Origin of the sequence: Exiguobacterium chiriqhucha RW-2 (genome assembly GCF_000416965.1) — a bacterium.
GTDB lineage: Bacteria > Bacillota > Bacilli > Exiguobacteriales > Exiguobacteriaceae > Exiguobacterium > Exiguobacterium chiriqhucha.
On the sequence record NZ_ATCL01000003.1, the window covers coordinates 84,610 to 98,909 of the forward strand.

The following is a 14,300-nucleotide window of genomic DNA, read 5'->3' on the forward strand; positions in this document are numbered from 1 at the left end:
AGTCGCCCGCGGGCGACTCATTTCGTGTGTAACGCTAGCCGTTTTGTAATCGGTTGAATCGTGATATTCGTATCGACCATTCGATTATCACGTTTCGGTTCATCAGTCTGTTCGATTTGCCACGACGTATCATGTGACTCTTTGAGCGCCATCGCGATGTCATACAGAGAGTGACTCGAATTGCCATTCAATTGGTACAGCCCAGGCCCTCGCTTCGTCAAAATCTCGAACAAGGCATCGGCCGTGTCTTCCAAAAACGAACAAGACGGGTACCAGTGAGCGCTCGCGACGATGACGCCATGTCGTTTCATCTCGTTCTCGAAATAATCCATCATGTTATTCGAACCGGCACGATGCCCGATTTGCCAACCGAGCCGTACGATTTGGGCACCAGGATTGGTCCGGGCAATCGTCTCTTCGCAGGCCCGCTTATAAGCCCCGTATTCATCGGTCGCGTCAGGAGGCATGTCCGGTGTGATTGGCCCTGTCACGTTGTCAGAGAACACCGAGACGGTGCTCGTGAAGAGAAATGGAATCTTATATTCTCCGCATAGCCGAGCTAGCGTGTCGGCCCATTCGACGGCACCCATCCCGATATGAAGAAAGTAGTTCGGACGCACCGATTCGATGAAACGTCGCATCTCGGCCTCATCTGTGGTCGATACTTTCGTTCGGTCCCAGGCCACGGGCTCGATGCCATGCCGCGTTAACGTCTCGGCGACGACGGGGGCGACGGTCCCGTTCATACCTGTTAAAATTGCTTTCATCATGCATTCCTCCCTTTTGTTTCTATCATCCCACACTTCACGAACTGACAAACCCTTTGTGGACAGCTTTATGCTAGACTGTTGAGTGGAGGCGATAATGATGAATATTCGAAAAGCGACACCGGACGATCAGTTGCAGATTGCACCGCTCGTCTATACGGCGATTCATGAAATCGCCTATTCATTGACCGGCACATCCGATCAAGAGCACGTGCTCGATCGACTCGCGATGTGGATTGGTCAGCCTGGCAACCGCTTGAGCTACGAGAACATATGGGTGGCCGAATCCGATGCGACGATTGCAGGCATTCTGATTGCGTATCACGGCGAGCAGGCGGCAATGCTCGATGAACCGATTAAAGCTTGGCTCCGGACAAACGGTCAGCCTGGCGAGTTGGATGTCGAAACGGAAGGCGACGTCCTGTATATCGACTCGGTCGCCGTCGACGCGATGTTCGGCGGACGCGGGATTGGGACGGGCTTGATTCAACAGGCGATTGCTCATGCGCGTGCCATGAACATTCCTCGCGTCACGCTCAACGTCGATCAGACGAACCCGGCAGCAGGTCGATTGTATGAACGTCTCGGCTTTATGAAAGAGAAAGAGATTGAGATATCCGGGGGACGGTTCGATTATATGACGTTTACGGTAAGCGAGAACGCCTGAACACGTCACGAAACCGATGCAAACCGATCGGGACTCGGCTATACTATAGGCTTGATCACATTGAGAGAGAAAAAGGAGATTGTGTATGGAGTGGAAGAATATGTTGCGCGGCATCGCGATGGGAACGAGTGATTTGATTCCTGGCGTCAGCGGCGGGACGATTGCAGTCATTTTAGGAATTTATGACCGTTTGATTGAAGCCATCAGCGGTATCTTCAGTCGGCATTGGAAACAGCACTTGTTGTTCTTGATTCCGCTCGGGATTGGGATGGCAGGGGCGATTTTAGGACTCAGCCGCGTGATTGAGTTCCTCTTGCTCGAATATTATGAACCGACCCAGTTCTTTTTCATCGGATTGATTCTCGGGATTATCCCGATGCTCTTCTTTGAATTTCGAACGAGAGCCGTCATGCGACCGGTACATATCGTCGCGATGGTCATCGGGGCGATTCTTGTGGCCAGCATGGCGATCATCAAACCAGCAGATACGGCCATCATCACGGAACTCTCGACAGGGACGACTATTCTCTTGTTCTTCTCAGGATGGCTCGGCAGTATGGCGATGTTGTTGCCGGGAATCAGTGGCTCATTCGTATTGCTTTTGATCGGGGTGTATCCGACCGTCATCAGCGCGTTGTCGAACTTGAACCTGCTCATTATCGGCATCGTCGGTCTTGGAGTGGCCGTCGGTTTTATCGTCAGCAGTAAAGTGATTCGCTATTTGCTCGGTCATTTTCCGGGCATGACGTTTTCGGTCATCATCGGGTTGGTCATCGGCTCGCTTGCGGTCGTATTCCCAGGTCTGCCGGACACGACAATCATGTGGATACTCAGTGTCCTCTCGTTCTTCGCTGGATTCATCATCGTCCGTCTACTTGGACGTTTCTCCGTTTAACCAAACATGCACGCCCGTCAATGAAGACGAGCGTGCATGTTTTTTGCTTAATAAATGAACGGGATCAAGCGTTTACGTGACTTGGCCCACGTCTGATACGTCACACCGAAGTGAGATGTCAACATTTTCTCCTCGATATGGATGCGCCATAAGAGAGCGAGACTCATCAAACATGTACCGACGAGAGCAATCGTCCAAGGCGCGAAAAAGAGTGAAAATCCGAACGTGATAAATAAGAGCCCCGTGTAGAGGGGGTGGCGTAAATAACGATACGGTCCCGAACTGACGAGCTCATCCGCGGGCCGGACGACGACGTGGCGGGTGAACTGATGGCGCAATTGTCGGATGCCCCAATAGCGAAGTGAGACACCGGCGATGAACCCGCTCAGGCCGAGCAGGCGTTGCAGTGTGGCCTGACGTGTATCGGTCCAAACAGAAAGTCCGATTGAGATAGCGAATACGGTAACCATCATCAATGAGACGATATAAAAACTAGCGTGCTCACTGGCACCATCGGTCGGTTCGGACCGGTTTCGGTATCGCCAAATTTCATATAGCCAAGCGACCGAGGTGAGAACAAATAATCCATCGAGCCAATCCATAACGTGCCTCCTTTTTCAATACCTTCGATGTATTACCCGTGTCTTCCTCCTCACTAACGTGCAGGAATCGAAAAAACGTCTCGCGATGTGCGGGACGTCGAGAAAGCCTAACGGGCATTGGCAAGCAAGGTTGCGGCGGTCTGCTGGGCAGGGGGCGCTTCTTTTGACTCATCTTTAATCAAATGGTAAGTGAGACACATCGGTTTTTCGGTCCGGGGGTCACGCCCGATGATGGCATCGATATGGAACACTTGTCTGAGCACGAGCGGACAAATGACTTCCTCGGCCGAACCGGTCGCGAGCACCTCGCCGTCTTTCATCGCAACGATATGATCGGCAAAGCGAGCGGCCTGGTTCAAATCGTGGAGCACCATGACGATGGTCCGCCCTTGCTCTCGATTGAGCGTTTCGAGCAGTTCGAGCACTTCGAGCTGATGGGCCAAATCAAGGTAAGTCGTCGGTTCGTCCAAGAAGATTAAATCGGTCTCTTGGGCGAGTGCCATCGCAATCCACACGCGTTGACGTTGTCCCCCAGACAGGGCGTCGACGCTGCGGTCTTTATAAGCGAGCGTCCCGGTCACATCGAGTGCCCAATCGATGACTTCATGGTCATGTTTCGAGAGGCGTCCAAATCCGGACTGATAAGGGAATCGACCGTAGGAGACGAGTTCGCCGACCGTCAAGCCGCCGGCGCCTTCCGGCGTTTGCGGCAAGATGGCCATTTTACGGGCAATCTCTTTCGTATTACATTTCGCGATGTCGGCCCCGTCTAAATGCACAGCGCCAGCAGATGGAGAAAGAATCCGTGTCATCGCTTTTAAGAGCGTCGATTTTCCACAACCGTTCGGTCCGATAATCGTCGTGATTTTATGGTCGGGAATCGACAAGCTCAATTGTTTTACAATCGTCTTGTCCCCATATCCGACCTCGATATCCGTCGTATGTATCCGTGACATGATGGATTCCCCTTTCCGTAAATGACGCCCGTGATAATGATTCTCAATATCGAGTTTACTATAGCAAGTGCGACACATCGTGTCAATGTTTGTTTGATGTCAAAATAGATTGTCGAGCGGTCTAATTCGCGGTATAGTGAATGAGAATGAGAATCAATGGCGCAGGAGTTTTGAGGAAGGGTGAGGACGATGAGCGAACAGGACCTATATGACGTAACGATTATTGGAGGCGGACCGGCCGGGCTATATGCGACGTTTTACAGCGGATTGCGGGGGATGAAAACGAAATTGATTGAGTTTCAACCGCATCTCGGCGGGAAAATCCATGTCTATCCAGAGAAGATGATTTGGGACGTCGGGGGTGTCACGCCGACGACCGGGGCTCGACTCATCGAACAACTGGTAGAACAAGGCTTGACGTTCGACCCGACCGTCGTGCTCGGAGAAAAGGTCGAATCGATGACGAAAGATCACGATGGCCATTTCGTATTGGATACGACGCACGGGCAACATCGATCGAAAACGGTCATTGTCGCGACAGGAAGTGGTATCCTGCAACCGCAGAAAATTGATATTAGTGGAGCGGAGCGCTTTGAGGTCTCCAACTTACACTATACGGTCAAATCGCTCATGGCGTTCAAAGGGAAGACAGTGTTGATTTCGGGTGGCGGCAACAGTGCGATTGATTGGGCCAACGAGCTTGAACCGATTGCCGAGCGTGTCATTTTGACGTATCGAAAAGAGGCGCTTAAAGGACACGAGTCGCAAGTCGATAAGCTCCTCTGTGGACGCGTCGACTGTCGATTGCATACGCAAATCGAGGATTTAATTTCCCGGGACGGGACGACGATTCATGCCGTCGCTCTCGTCGATTGCGGAACAGGCGCCCGCGAGGTTGTGGAAGTGGACGAGGTCGTCATCAATCATGGGTATGAGCAGGATACAGCGCTTCTCGGGGAATGTGAGCTTCAAGTCGAGATGGTGAACGATTTTTACGTGAAAGGCAATGCGAGCAGTGAGTCGTCGGTGCCAGGTCTATACGCAGCGGGCGACATTTTGACGCATGAAGGGAAAGTCCATCTGATTGCGGGTGCTTTCCAAGATGCGGCCAACGCTGTCAACCGAGCGAAAACGTTCATCGATCCGGACGCGACGAAAACCGCAATGGTATCATCCCATAACGAACGATTGAAAACGAAGAACCGGGATATCATCGAACAGGCATTACAAAAGCAGTGAGGGGAGCCCTCACTGCTTTATTGTTGGATAATCACATAGTTCGACGATGACGCCTCCGGAATGACGGGGGTCCATATAGATGAGGCGCCGGCCTTTGGCCGTCGTCCGCAACGTGTCCTCTAAAAAAGTTACACCGTCACGTTTAAGTGACTCGATTGACTCGTCCAAATCCTCGACGCGATAGGCGACATGGTGAACACCTTTACCACGCGCTTTCATGAAGCGAGCGATTGGGCTGGTCGGACTCGTCGGCAATAACAGTTCAATTACGTCGTCACCCACGTGGATGACGGCAATCTCCGTCTCGACGCCGATGGCTGTGTTCGTATAACGGTCGACCAACTTTCCTTGTAGAACGGTCGTGTAAAATGTGATCGCCTCGTCTAAGTCACGGACGGCGATTCCGGTATGGTCAATGTGCATGGTTGTTCCCTCCTCTCGCTCTAGTTTGACGAAACTTGAACAAATTGTCACTTCACAACGTTTTGTCGGAATCCGATATACTAAAAGAGGGAGGGACGGCGAAATGAACGGTAAGATCACTCTTGGATTGGTCAGCGCGTTCGCGCTGGTGTCATTTGTGTTTGGACTCTCACTTGCGACGTTTGTCGACTATCGGATCAATGAAGAGCAAGTCGTTCTGGAACGCTTGACGACCCATAAAAAAATTGGCCCATCTGAACTTCTATCCACAGAAGTGGACTTTCACTTGAACGGTTCGAACTACGCCCTGCGGTTTACAGACGAGCCCCACATCACGTACTGGTTCAGTGTGACGGATCGTGAAATTCAGTTCGACCGGATTGAATCGTTGGACCGACGTGATACGGGTCTTCGGACCGATCTCTTTGAAAAGATGCCACCGCTCGCGATGGATTCGACAAACGCTGCCGAATAAAAACACGAAACGAACGAGTCTGATTGACGGACCGCGGACGTTTCGTGTTTTTTTATTAATCCGTTCGCGCTGGGGTCAAGTACTTCAATAATGTATAAGTGGATGATGGCGTTGGACGCGCACCTTGCTCGTATAAAGCGTGTAGGACGTGTGTCTGCATCGAAGTGGCAGTGACACTCATCAATTCTGTCTTTTTAAATTTGTCATAGTATGATTGCTGAAAAAATGAGATGCCTTCTTGAGTAAATTCTTTTTGGCCAACGATATGCAACTCGTGGAGGTACAATCGACCTTGCTTAATCTCGCCGTACATCGTACCGACCACGGTTCCTTTCCATTTTAACGAATAAAAGATTGTTTGCCTTCGATGGAGCATATCAAGTGCCCGAGCCGTAAGGGGCACGGCTCCAGGCAAGAGCCAGAAATATTGATTTCGTTTTCGTAACCAATCTCCATGCGTCTCCGGATACTCTATACAAAATTGCCATTGGTCAAAAGTTGTTTTTGTGTACGGAACGAAAGGGAACTCAAACGACGTCGCCTCGAGGTGGGGAAGAAATCCAATGTCCTTGAAACCATTCAACAAATTGCCTGGTGCGTCAGTTGGGAGAGTTACCGAAACCGTTGTGTTGTGACGAACCTCTAATCGAAGTTGGAACAGGACCTGATCGATTAAACCGCTTAACATCATGCGATTTTTGCAAGTGGTGTCGCTCAAGCGAATCAAATGCGAGGTTTTGAAATCCTTGCAGTCAACTGTGACAGCGGCGACTGGCTTGTTACGAAACCATCCAGTATAGTGGTAGCAGTCGGCAGGCAGACAGAAATGATGTGGAAGTTGACCTGCTGGATAGAGAGAGTGGAGCATAGACCGTTCATGGGGCTTGAGTTGTCGGCTTTCTTTGACGATAAAGGTGTGCTTCATGAAAGCAACCTACTTTCTACATTTATTGGAACACCCTTAAATTGTAAGCGTTACCACTTTAAAATACTCGTATTAAAATGATGAACATTATTTGGTTAAAATAGGGATGAATTTAAGGCATTTTCCTGAGAGTCCCGTTTAAAAAGAACAGGAGAATGGCTTCAGAAATAGGTTTGTATCAAACTGAATCGAAAAAAACAAAACCAGATCTTTTAAACGGAAATGGGTGTGAGAATTATTTAACTGGGGGGAAACGAAGAAAACCGTGTCATGACTTTGAAATCGACATGCTATAATTGATGTAAAGAAACGAACCGAGGAGACGACTATGCGATATTTGACAGGCTTGTGGTTGATAGTAGTGCTGTTGGCGGGGACGCCGCTCGTGGCTCAAGCGGATACAGAAGAACCGATTGTGGTCCACGAGAATGTCATCGTCGACGAGGCGGTAGAACTATATGAGGGGTTTCGCTCCCCGAATGAGATGGTCTTTATTTTTGTGCTGATCGTGTTACTGTCCGTCATCGGTCTTGGAATCATTAATGCCATCGAATAACGTGAAAACGTTCACAAAAATGCAATATCTAAAACGGAAGCGGTTTCAAATCTGATTTATACTAAACGTGTAGGAAGGAAGTTCTGCACCAACTTCCCCTCCTTTTCAGATGAACACCCCTCGTTCATATCATGTATTGGAGTCAACCGACGATGTCGATTGACTCCCTTTTTTTCGTATGCAGCATGAGGTTACAACTGGATGCGCTTTTCTTTGGCGAGACGACGCAATCGTTTCGTTTCATTCGTATGTCCATGACTTTCAAGCATATTGACATACACTTTGAACGGTTCAGAACGATGCGAGAAGAACGGGATATATTCGGCGAACAATTTTTGTTCGGCCTCAGATAACAAGCCGCGTTCGACGAGCAATTCTAGCTCGAGCATTTTTAAAGCTTGATAATCGGCGAGCGCATTATCGTCTGTCTGGGCTTTCGCTAACGTACGGTCGCACAACGTGGTGAGGCGTTCGTGGAGCAAGTTCCATTCAGCTATACTATACGATTGCTCGAGGAGGGTCGAGAGCAAATCGACCCGGGTGGAATCGACATCTTTTGGGACGTGGAGCGCGGTATACAAAGACCGATCGATCCAAACGGCAGGGGCGGGGGCGTCGAGTTGATAATATTGAATCAGTTGGGATAACATCGTGGTTTGAGACAATTTTAATAGTCGAAACGGGTCACTTGTCGTGAATAGAGGTTCTTCTCCCGCTGAAGACGACAGCAACAAAAACATTTCTTCATACATCGTCCGAGCCTCGGGCTCATCGTCAGCGTAATGGACGAGGTCGCGAATAATCTTTTTAGCGTGAATGTACCAGTTTTTTTGATCCCGTTCGCTCATCACTTGATTGGGTACTAAATATAAATGGTCATATGCCAATTCGACAAAGCGCTCAGCGAGGATGATGGTCTGTGAGAGCGAATGACGTTCGTCTGACGACTTTTGTTCTTTATAGCGCGTGAACTGGCTGACCATAAAGTCGATGTCTTTCTCTTCAATCACGGTTTTTGGGATGTTGCGATACATCTCGACAATTACATCGCGAAGCGTGGCTTCACCGTATTGTTCCAGCAACATCCGTAACTTCCCGATACGCATTAGCTCTCCCTCCTTTCGAGAGGACGTCGAACAATCTATCCATCCACAGATGGGCAGACACCAATTATTATTCCTTTCCCGGTTTCGATTCAAAACAACCCTTCCGTCTCATGCTTAAGACGGATTTTTGCGCTAACCGTTGTCAGAATAGCGTTTGTCGATGATAATGTAGAAAAATCTAACCATACTAGAGGTACAGCATATGAATGACGATCAACACTTATCACGTGTCGAACGACGGAAACGGGAGCTTGAACGCGAACGATTAACCGAACAAGCCCGGCTAGACGAACAAGCTCGACTAGATGAACAAGCTCGACACGAGACGCCCCAGCACCATGGGCATGTAGAAGACAAGTTTAACAATGATTCGAATCGACCGACAGATAAAGGGCAGGGCGAGCATCCGTTTTTAAATCGTTCGGAGGAAACGCCGTCGGAACGTAAGAAGAAATCGCTCAACGTCAAAAAACCGAAACTAAGTCTTCCCTTCGGTAAGAAGCGTAAGTCGAAGCCGCGTCGAGATGAACGACGTGAGCCTAGACAGAAAATACGAGAGCCGGAACGGACGCACGCCAAGCGGGAGACGGCCGCTCCGAAGGAAAAAGCACGCCGTCGCAAATGGAAAGGGAAATTGCTTCTCGTCCTGTTGCTCTTGATGATTGGGGCCGGCTATATGGCGACACGTCCGGTCACGTTTTTAGTCATGGGCAGCGATGCCCGGGTCGGAGAATCGTTATCAGGATCACGGACCGACTCGTTACAGCTGATGGAATTCGTGCCGCGTTCCCGCACTGTCCAAAACGTCTCGATTCCACGTGACACGTATACGGCGATTCCTTGTGAACCAGAGCGAGAAGGCGATAAAATCACCCATGCGTTCGCCTATGGCGGTGCTGACTGTACCGTTGGAGCGGTAGAGGGATTGACCGAAGCGTCTGTCGACGGTCAAGTCGTCATCACGTTCGAAACGTTCATGGAACTGATTGATTTGGTTGGCGGCGTCAACGTGACGGCGACCCACTCGTTCAGTGAGAAAGGCTTCAATCAGACGTATGAATACACGGAAGGTGTCTCGTACGCCATGGACGGAGATATGGCGCTCGCCTATGCCCGTCATCGGAAAACAGATACGGATGGGGCGCGATCGAATCGACAGACCGAGGTCATGTCAGCCGTCGCCGATAAATTGGCCAGTCCAACAGGCTGGACAAAAATCCCGGCAACGTATCGCTTTATGAAAGACGAGATGGGGCTTGAAATGAACCCGTTGCAAATGGCTTCAATCGGAATGACGATGGTGCTACAACCACAGGTGGACAAACTTCAAATCGAAGGGGAAGACGCCTACATCGATAACGTCTATTACTATCAACCGACCGAAGCGAGTGTTCAAGCCGTTCGCGATGCCCTCGACTTAACGATGTGGGGAACTGTTAGATAATTTTGCGAAAAGGGTTTGATTCCATCCCGAAAGAGGAAATTTAATCAAATGAACTACTCTTTTGAGGAGGGAAATTTGAATGAAAGTTTTAGTCATTGGAGCAACAGGAAAGATCGGTAGACGTGTATTGAAAAGTTTAGCGAAAACGCATCAAGTGACCGCTTTAATTCGTTATCCTGAACTACAGGCAGAGTATGAAAAAATGGGTGCGCGTGTGCTCACCGTCGACGTCGAGAAAGAATTAGATAAAGGGATACACGAGGCGACTTCCGGACAGGATGCCGTCATCATCGCAGCAACGGCTGGGGCAGAAGGTTCGAGCAAAGAAATCGAACTGCTGGACCGCAACGTCGCCATGAAAGCTATCGATGCTGCGAAAAAAGAACGGGTCCGCCACGTCGTTTTGCTCAGCGCTTACGGCGCCGATCAACCAGACGCTGCACCAAAAGAACATTTCAACTTCTTGTCTGCTAACAATGCGGCTGACGAGTATATCGAACATAGCGGTTTGAACTACACGATCATTTGCCCAGTGACAATCGTAGATGGTCCAGGGAAAGGCTCGATTGAGGCATCAGAAGATTTGAGTGATGCGAGTGACGCAACGATTTCTGAAACGGACGTCGCGACTATCATCGCCGCCTCGCTCGATAATCGAGGCTTGTACGGACGTCGGATTGAAGTCAAATCAGGCAGTACCCCAATCAACGATGCGCTCGATTTCGACAGTCGTGGAGAAGTGGCGACAGGTGGCAGAACGACGCTCCGTCGACCACAGCGTTAACGAAAAACTGGAGGAGAAGGTGTCTTGATGGAACGAAAACTGTATAAAGATCCGTCGAATCAAATGATTGCTGGTGTTTGTTCGGGACTCGGGAACTACTTAGGTGTCGATGTGACATTGATGCGAATCATCTTCGTCGTTCTCGCCCTGTTTGGAGGTCCAGGTCTTCTGATTTATATCGTCCTCGCCATCGTCATGAAAAAACCGCCTTCAGAGTATGAGGCGGAGCAAGACAGTCGCTTTTAACAAAACGTGCTGACCATAGCGGTCAGCACGTTTTTCATTCCATATACAAGGTGTAAGTCGCTTCGAACGACTCGCCTGGTTCGAGCAGTTGCATGTCTTCCTTATGGAGGATGTCTTTCCGGTGCCCTTTATAGTCGGCATGTCCGAACCACGGCTCGAGACAGGCGAATGGGGCGTCGGAATGTGGAGGTGACCAGATGCCGAAGTGGGTGAACTGGGGGGATTCCATGACGATGGCCCGGCCGCTCGGCTGATGCCGGAGCGCCGCGTATTCGATTTGTTCAAAGATAAGGGCGTCCTGGTCGAACAAATGATGCGTCAACGGGATATAACGACGTTCCCCAAGCGGTTGATAAGCACCCGTCAAGTAAGGTCCTTCGAGCAAGAGACGGTCGAGTGTTCGTGTCTCCCCAAAGTCAATCGTATAGTCTTCGAACGTGCCCCCGGCAAACGGAATGTTGAAGGCCGGATGTCCGCCGATGCTGAATGGGAGTACGACATCATCCCGATTGACGACGTGGTACGTCACATTCAACTCTTCGCCGATCAAGCGATAGATGACGTTCAGTTCGAATGAGAACGGATAGTGTTTACGGGTCTCGATCGAATCACGAAGAATGAACCGGACGTGTGTGTCCGAAGCCTCGGCGACCTCGAACAGTTCGTCTCGTGCAAATCCGTGTTGGCTCATCGTGTATGTCAGTCCTTCATATAAGTAGCGGTCGTCAAGCAGCCTTCCGACGAAAGGGAATAGGATTGGGGCTTGCCGCCCCCAATACGTCGGGTCGCCTTGCCAAAGGAGCTCCGTTCCTTCGACTTTCCAACTTGTCATTTCGGCGCCGTGCGCTTTTAGGGTGAGGCTAACTTTCTCATTGTGAAGTTGCAAGATAGTTACTCTCCTTTGAATGATGTGATAAGTTAAGTTTAGGAGTGAACAGTCCACAGAACAAGGGGTAAATCATGCGATTTCATAAACTAGCGATCAGTCTCATCATGGCCGGCCTCATTGGAGGATTGGCTTATAAAGGTTACGACGAGTACAAGACGAGCCAAGCGAGTGAGCCGACGGTCGAAGTCGCCACGGACGACGGCGTGCTCGGCGGTCTTGAAGTCGGACAGCGGGCGCCACAGTTCGAGCTCGAGACGACGGAAGGGCAGTCGGTGTCCCTCGCCGACTATGAAGGGCAACAAGTCATCCTGAACTTTTGGGCGACGTGGTGTCCACCGTGTCGGGAAGAGTTGCCAGAGTTGATTGAATTCGGCGAAGATACAGGCATCCCTGTGCTCGGGGTGAATGCGACGAAAAACGAACGGCTCGGTAAACGAGACGTCGATGCGTTTTTACAGGAAGTGCCGGTCAGTTTCCCAATCCTATTGGACGAGACGGGGACGGTGGAGAAGACGTATCGTGTCGTCGCGCTCCCGACCACCTACGTAATTGGGCCAGACGGCATCATCACGGCCAAACAAGTCGGACCGGTCGATTTCGACTGGCTGCATGACCGAACGAAATGAACGGACAAAGACAGACTGGAAAGAAACCGGTCTGTCTTTGTCTACTTTTTATAATGTTGTTTAATCAGCGCATCGAAATTGGGTGTCATGTCTTCTTCGAGATAGTAATGGTGGTTATCTCGAATGATGGTATCGCCAACACGTGCTTCTGATGGCAAGAATCGTCTTGGGATAAAGCTCGAGCCGTTGTTCCAACGTAACACGGCGTATTTCCCTTCGACCCGCACCAACGTGCCATACTTGATCATGCCTCTTCCTCCTCAACGAACAGCTTTCTGTCTCTTTTATTCTTATAGAGTGTATTCCCACATTCCACAAAACCTACACATATTTGCGTAAGGCTAGACAAGCAAAAGTAAAAAGAGAAGCGTGACAGAATTGTGAAGAAACTTTGAAGAAAACGCTTTCTTTTTGAATTATTTTCTTCTATAATGAAGGCACGGGGTGATTATGACGAATTTGTGAACAATGGGGGTATGGTCAATGTTTTCATCAGCTATGATTGGATTGCTCGCTGTCACCGGCGTGACCATTTATGGGATTGACCGTATGTTCACGGTCCGTTCAGAACGCGTCACAAAGAAATAGGTCTACATAATAGGGGGGAATCGCAACGTCTTGGGGAGACGTTGCGATTTTTTTGTGTCAATAATCTTGTTGCCGCGACTCGCGATCTTTTGCTTTTTGCTCGACGTGCTTCCGATTACGTTCATGGACGCGCTGGAAGAAAGCGTGTTCGGGCCAATGCGGAGACCAGACGCGTTCTTCTGGCAAGGCGAGGATATATTCTTCGGCGGCGCTCAGTCGTTCCATCATTTTGCTACGGTCGTCACACAAGTCGCCGTGGCCAGGAATGAGCCATCGAATCTCATACTCGTAAATGGCAGCTTGAAGTTTCTGCAACGACGTCAAATACGCCTCGGCATCGTGTTCGATGAACGGGGGCTCGATATTGGAGGCATAATCGCCACACACGAGCAGACGTAACGGCTCGACGATTAAAGACATGTGGGTCGACTCGTGACCAGGCGTCAATAAGAACGTGATGGGTGTAGAGCCGAGGGCGAGGGTACCATCTTCCGAAATCATAATATCAACAGCAGGTTTGATGATGGGACGATCGATGTAATACTGTTCGTAGAACGATTGAATCTCATCGAGCTGAGAACTCGCATCCGTCTCGACGAACGCTTGAGACGCGATGACGGTGGCATCGGGGAACGCATAAGCCCCGATGATATGGTCATAGTGCTGATGCGTATAGATGACATACAGCTTTTTCCCCCGGCGTCGTAATTCGACGTCCCGGCGAATCGTGGCGATTTCTTCGGGCAACCAGGTCGGATCAATCACAATCAAGCTTTCGTTCGTCTCAATTAACGTCGAAGTCGTGCGCATCAAAGCACTCTCGTATACGGTGAACGGTTGAAGACGTACTTGAATCATAGGAATCCCTCCTTCTTGTCTTCCATCCTTTTCCCGAATTAACGTCATTTAAGCGTTGTTGAATTCGGTGCTATTATGCTGAAAAACAAAAAAAGCAGAACGTCGAATGACGTTCTGCTTGTTGCACGGGACACCGTGCGGTTATGTGTGCGAGCAAATTCTCGCGTATATGTCGGTAATTGGAGCGGGTGAAGAGAATCGAACTCTCGTCATCAGCTTGGAAGGCTGAGGTTTTACCATTAAACTACACCCGC

The 14,300-nt window shown here is 49.9% G+C and carries 18 protein-coding genes and 1 tRNA gene; 9 read left to right on the forward strand and 10 right to left on the reverse strand.

All coding sequences use genetic code 11. The annotated features are described in order from the left end of the window. Positions 1-17: 17 nt before the first annotated feature. Positions 18-767, reverse strand: a complete 750-nt coding sequence (locus M467_RS16620; RefSeq protein WP_029596072.1) for a sugar nucleotide-binding protein — start codon at positions 765-767, stop codon at positions 18-20. 100 nt (positions 768-867) lie between these two features. On the opposite strand from M467_RS16620, the gene M467_RS16625 reads away from it, so the two are divergent. Together M467_RS16625 and M467_RS16630 are read left to right on the forward strand one after the other, a co-directional pair. Then, complete coding sequence (locus M467_RS16625; protein ID WP_021065267.1) at positions 868-1,434, forward strand: GNAT family N-acetyltransferase; 567 nt, start codon at positions 868-870, stop codon at positions 1,432-1,434. Between the two features lie 85 nt (positions 1,435-1,519). Next, entirely contained in the window at positions 1,520-2,329 is an 810-nt protein-coding gene (locus M467_RS16630) for a DUF368 domain-containing protein (protein WP_021065268.1), read from the forward strand. 47 nt (positions 2,330-2,376) lie between these two features. On the opposite strand, the gene M467_RS16635 is transcribed toward M467_RS16630, so the two are convergent. After that, positions 2,377-2,931, reverse strand: coding sequence for a methyltransferase family protein (locus M467_RS16635; RefSeq protein ID WP_021065269.1), 555 nt, complete (start codon positions 2,929-2,931; stop codon positions 2,377-2,379). A gap of 107 nt (positions 2,932-3,038) precedes the next feature. Continuing rightward, on the reverse strand, positions 3,039-3,887 hold the full coding sequence (locus M467_RS16640; RefSeq protein WP_021065270.1) for an ABC transporter ATP-binding protein: 849 nt from the start codon (positions 3,885-3,887) through the stop codon (positions 3,039-3,041). A gap of 189 nt (positions 3,888-4,076) precedes the next feature. Between M467_RS16640 and M467_RS16645 the strand changes: the two genes are divergently transcribed. After that, a complete protein-coding gene (locus M467_RS16645) occupies positions 4,077-5,126 on the forward strand; it encodes an NAD(P)/FAD-dependent oxidoreductase (RefSeq protein WP_021065271.1) in 1,050 nt (349 codons plus the stop codon). Positions 5,127-5,135: 9 nt separating this feature from the next. Here the strand turns inward: M467_RS16645 and M467_RS16650 are convergent, their stop codons facing one another. Further along, a complete protein-coding gene (locus M467_RS16650; RefSeq protein WP_021065272.1) occupies positions 5,136-5,549 on the reverse strand; it encodes a VOC family protein in 414 nt (137 codons plus the stop codon). Between the two features lie 103 nt (positions 5,550-5,652). On the opposite strand from M467_RS16650, the gene M467_RS16655 reads away from it, so the two are divergent. Continuing rightward, a complete protein-coding gene (locus M467_RS16655; RefSeq protein ID WP_021065273.1) occupies positions 5,653-6,024 on the forward strand; it encodes a hypothetical protein in 372 nt (123 codons plus the stop codon). Positions 6,025-6,079: 55 nt separating this feature from the next. On the opposite strand, the gene M467_RS16660 is transcribed toward M467_RS16655, so the two are convergent. Continuing rightward, positions 6,080-6,949, reverse strand: a complete 870-nt coding sequence (locus M467_RS16660; protein ID WP_021065274.1) for a hypothetical protein — start codon at positions 6,947-6,949, stop codon at positions 6,080-6,082. A gap of 328 nt (positions 6,950-7,277) precedes the next feature. On the opposite strand from M467_RS16660, the gene M467_RS16665 reads away from it, so the two are divergent. After that, entirely contained in the window at positions 7,278-7,505 is a 228-nt protein-coding gene (locus tag M467_RS16665; protein ID WP_021065275.1) for a hypothetical protein, read from the forward strand. A gap of 191 nt (positions 7,506-7,696) precedes the next feature. Here the strand turns inward: M467_RS16665 and M467_RS16670 are convergent, their stop codons facing one another. Further along, complete coding sequence (locus M467_RS16670) at positions 7,697-8,611, reverse strand: hypothetical protein (RefSeq protein ID WP_021065276.1); 915 nt, start codon at positions 8,609-8,611, stop codon at positions 7,697-7,699. Between the two features lie 202 nt (positions 8,612-8,813). Between M467_RS16670 and M467_RS16675 the strand changes: the two genes are divergently transcribed. The 3 genes from M467_RS16675 (at position 8,814) to M467_RS16685 (ending at position 11,085) form a co-directional block, all read left to right on the forward strand. Next, positions 8,814-10,055, forward strand: coding sequence for an LCP family protein (locus M467_RS16675; protein WP_021065277.1), 1,242 nt, complete (start codon positions 8,814-8,816; stop codon positions 10,053-10,055). A 79-nt stretch (positions 10,056-10,134) separates the two neighbouring features. Continuing rightward, complete coding sequence (locus tag M467_RS16680; protein ID WP_021065278.1) at positions 10,135-10,839, forward strand: NAD(P)H-binding protein; 705 nt, start codon at positions 10,135-10,137, stop codon at positions 10,837-10,839. 27 nt (positions 10,840-10,866) lie between these two features. Further along, positions 10,867-11,085: a PspC domain-containing protein gene (locus M467_RS16685; protein ID WP_021065279.1), complete on the forward strand. Its 219-nt coding sequence runs from the start codon at positions 10,867-10,869 to the stop codon at positions 11,083-11,085. 34 nt (positions 11,086-11,119) lie between these two features. Here the strand turns inward: M467_RS16685 and M467_RS16690 are convergent, their stop codons facing one another. Beyond that, complete coding sequence (locus M467_RS16690; RefSeq protein ID WP_021065280.1) at positions 11,120-11,971, reverse strand: aldose 1-epimerase family protein; 852 nt, start codon at positions 11,969-11,971, stop codon at positions 11,120-11,122. 74 nt (positions 11,972-12,045) lie between these two features. Here M467_RS16690 and M467_RS16695 point away from each other — a divergent pair, with 74 nt between their 5' ends. Further along, complete coding sequence (locus M467_RS16695) at positions 12,046-12,600, forward strand: TlpA disulfide reductase family protein (protein ID WP_021065281.1); 555 nt, start codon at positions 12,046-12,048, stop codon at positions 12,598-12,600. Positions 12,601-12,641: 41 nt separating this feature from the next. On the opposite strand, the gene M467_RS16700 is transcribed toward M467_RS16695, so the two are convergent. The 3 genes from M467_RS16700 to M467_RS16710 all read right to left on the reverse strand — a co-directional run bounded on the left by M467_RS16700 (position 12,642) and on the right by M467_RS16710 (position 14,300). Continuing rightward, positions 12,642-12,848 (reverse strand): DUF3006 domain-containing protein, encoded by a 207-nt coding sequence (locus M467_RS16700; RefSeq protein WP_016508383.1) that lies wholly within the window; start codon positions 12,846-12,848, stop codon positions 12,642-12,644. Positions 12,849-13,245: 397 nt separating this feature from the next. Beyond that, positions 13,246-14,046 carry an MBL fold metallo-hydrolase gene (locus M467_RS16705; RefSeq protein ID WP_021065283.1) on the reverse strand — a complete coding sequence of 267 codons (801 nt, stop codon included), beginning with the start codon at positions 14,044-14,046 and terminating at the stop codon, positions 13,246-13,248. A 180-nt stretch (positions 14,047-14,226) separates the two neighbouring features. Continuing rightward, positions 14,227-14,300 (reverse strand) — tRNA-Gly (locus M467_RS16710).

Coding starts and splice junctions, on each gene's coding strand:
- M467_RS16620 (WP_029596072.1), bottom strand. CDS start 767: ATGAAAGCAATTTTAACAGGTATGAACGGGACCGTCGCCCCCGTCGTC.
- M467_RS16625 (WP_021065267.1), top strand. CDS start 868: ATGAATATTCGAAAAGCGACACCGGACGATCAGTTGCAGATTGCACCG.
- M467_RS16630 (WP_021065268.1), top strand. CDS start 1,520: ATGGAGTGGAAGAATATGTTGCGCGGCATCGCGATGGGAACGAGTGAT.
- M467_RS16635 (WP_021065269.1), bottom strand. CDS start 2,931: ATGGATTGGCTCGATGGATTATTTGTTCTCACCTCGGTCGCTTGGCTA.
- M467_RS16640 (WP_021065270.1), bottom strand. CDS start 3,887: ATGTCACGGATACATACGACGGATATCGAGGTCGGATATGGGGACAAG.
- M467_RS16645 (WP_021065271.1), top strand. CDS start 4,077: ATGAGCGAACAGGACCTATATGACGTAACGATTATTGGAGGCGGACCG.
- M467_RS16650 (WP_021065272.1), bottom strand. CDS start 5,549: ATGCACATTGACCATACCGGAATCGCCGTCCGTGACTTAGACGAGGCG.
- M467_RS16655 (WP_021065273.1), top strand. CDS start 5,653: ATGAACGGTAAGATCACTCTTGGATTGGTCAGCGCGTTCGCGCTGGTG.
- M467_RS16660 (WP_021065274.1), bottom strand. CDS start 6,949: ATGAAGCACACCTTTATCGTCAAAGAAAGCCGACAACTCAAGCCCCAT.
- M467_RS16665 (WP_021065275.1), top strand. CDS start 7,278: ATGCGATATTTGACAGGCTTGTGGTTGATAGTAGTGCTGTTGGCGGGG.
- M467_RS16670 (WP_021065276.1), bottom strand. CDS start 8,611: ATGCGTATCGGGAAGTTACGGATGTTGCTGGAACAATACGGTGAAGCC.
- M467_RS16675 (WP_021065277.1), top strand. CDS start 8,814: ATGAATGACGATCAACACTTATCACGTGTCGAACGACGGAAACGGGAG.
- M467_RS16680 (WP_021065278.1), top strand. CDS start 10,135: ATGAAAGTTTTAGTCATTGGAGCAACAGGAAAGATCGGTAGACGTGTA.
- M467_RS16685 (WP_021065279.1), top strand. CDS start 10,867: ATGGAACGAAAACTGTATAAAGATCCGTCGAATCAAATGATTGCTGGT.
- M467_RS16695 (WP_021065281.1), top strand. CDS start 12,046: ATGCGATTTCATAAACTAGCGATCAGTCTCATCATGGCCGGCCTCATT.
- M467_RS16700 (WP_016508383.1), bottom strand. CDS start 12,848: ATGATCAAGTATGGCACGTTGGTGCGGGTCGAAGGGAAATACGCCGTG.
- M467_RS16705 (WP_021065283.1), bottom strand. CDS start 14,046: ATGATTCAAGTACGTCTTCAACCGTTCACCGTATACGAGAGTGCTTTG.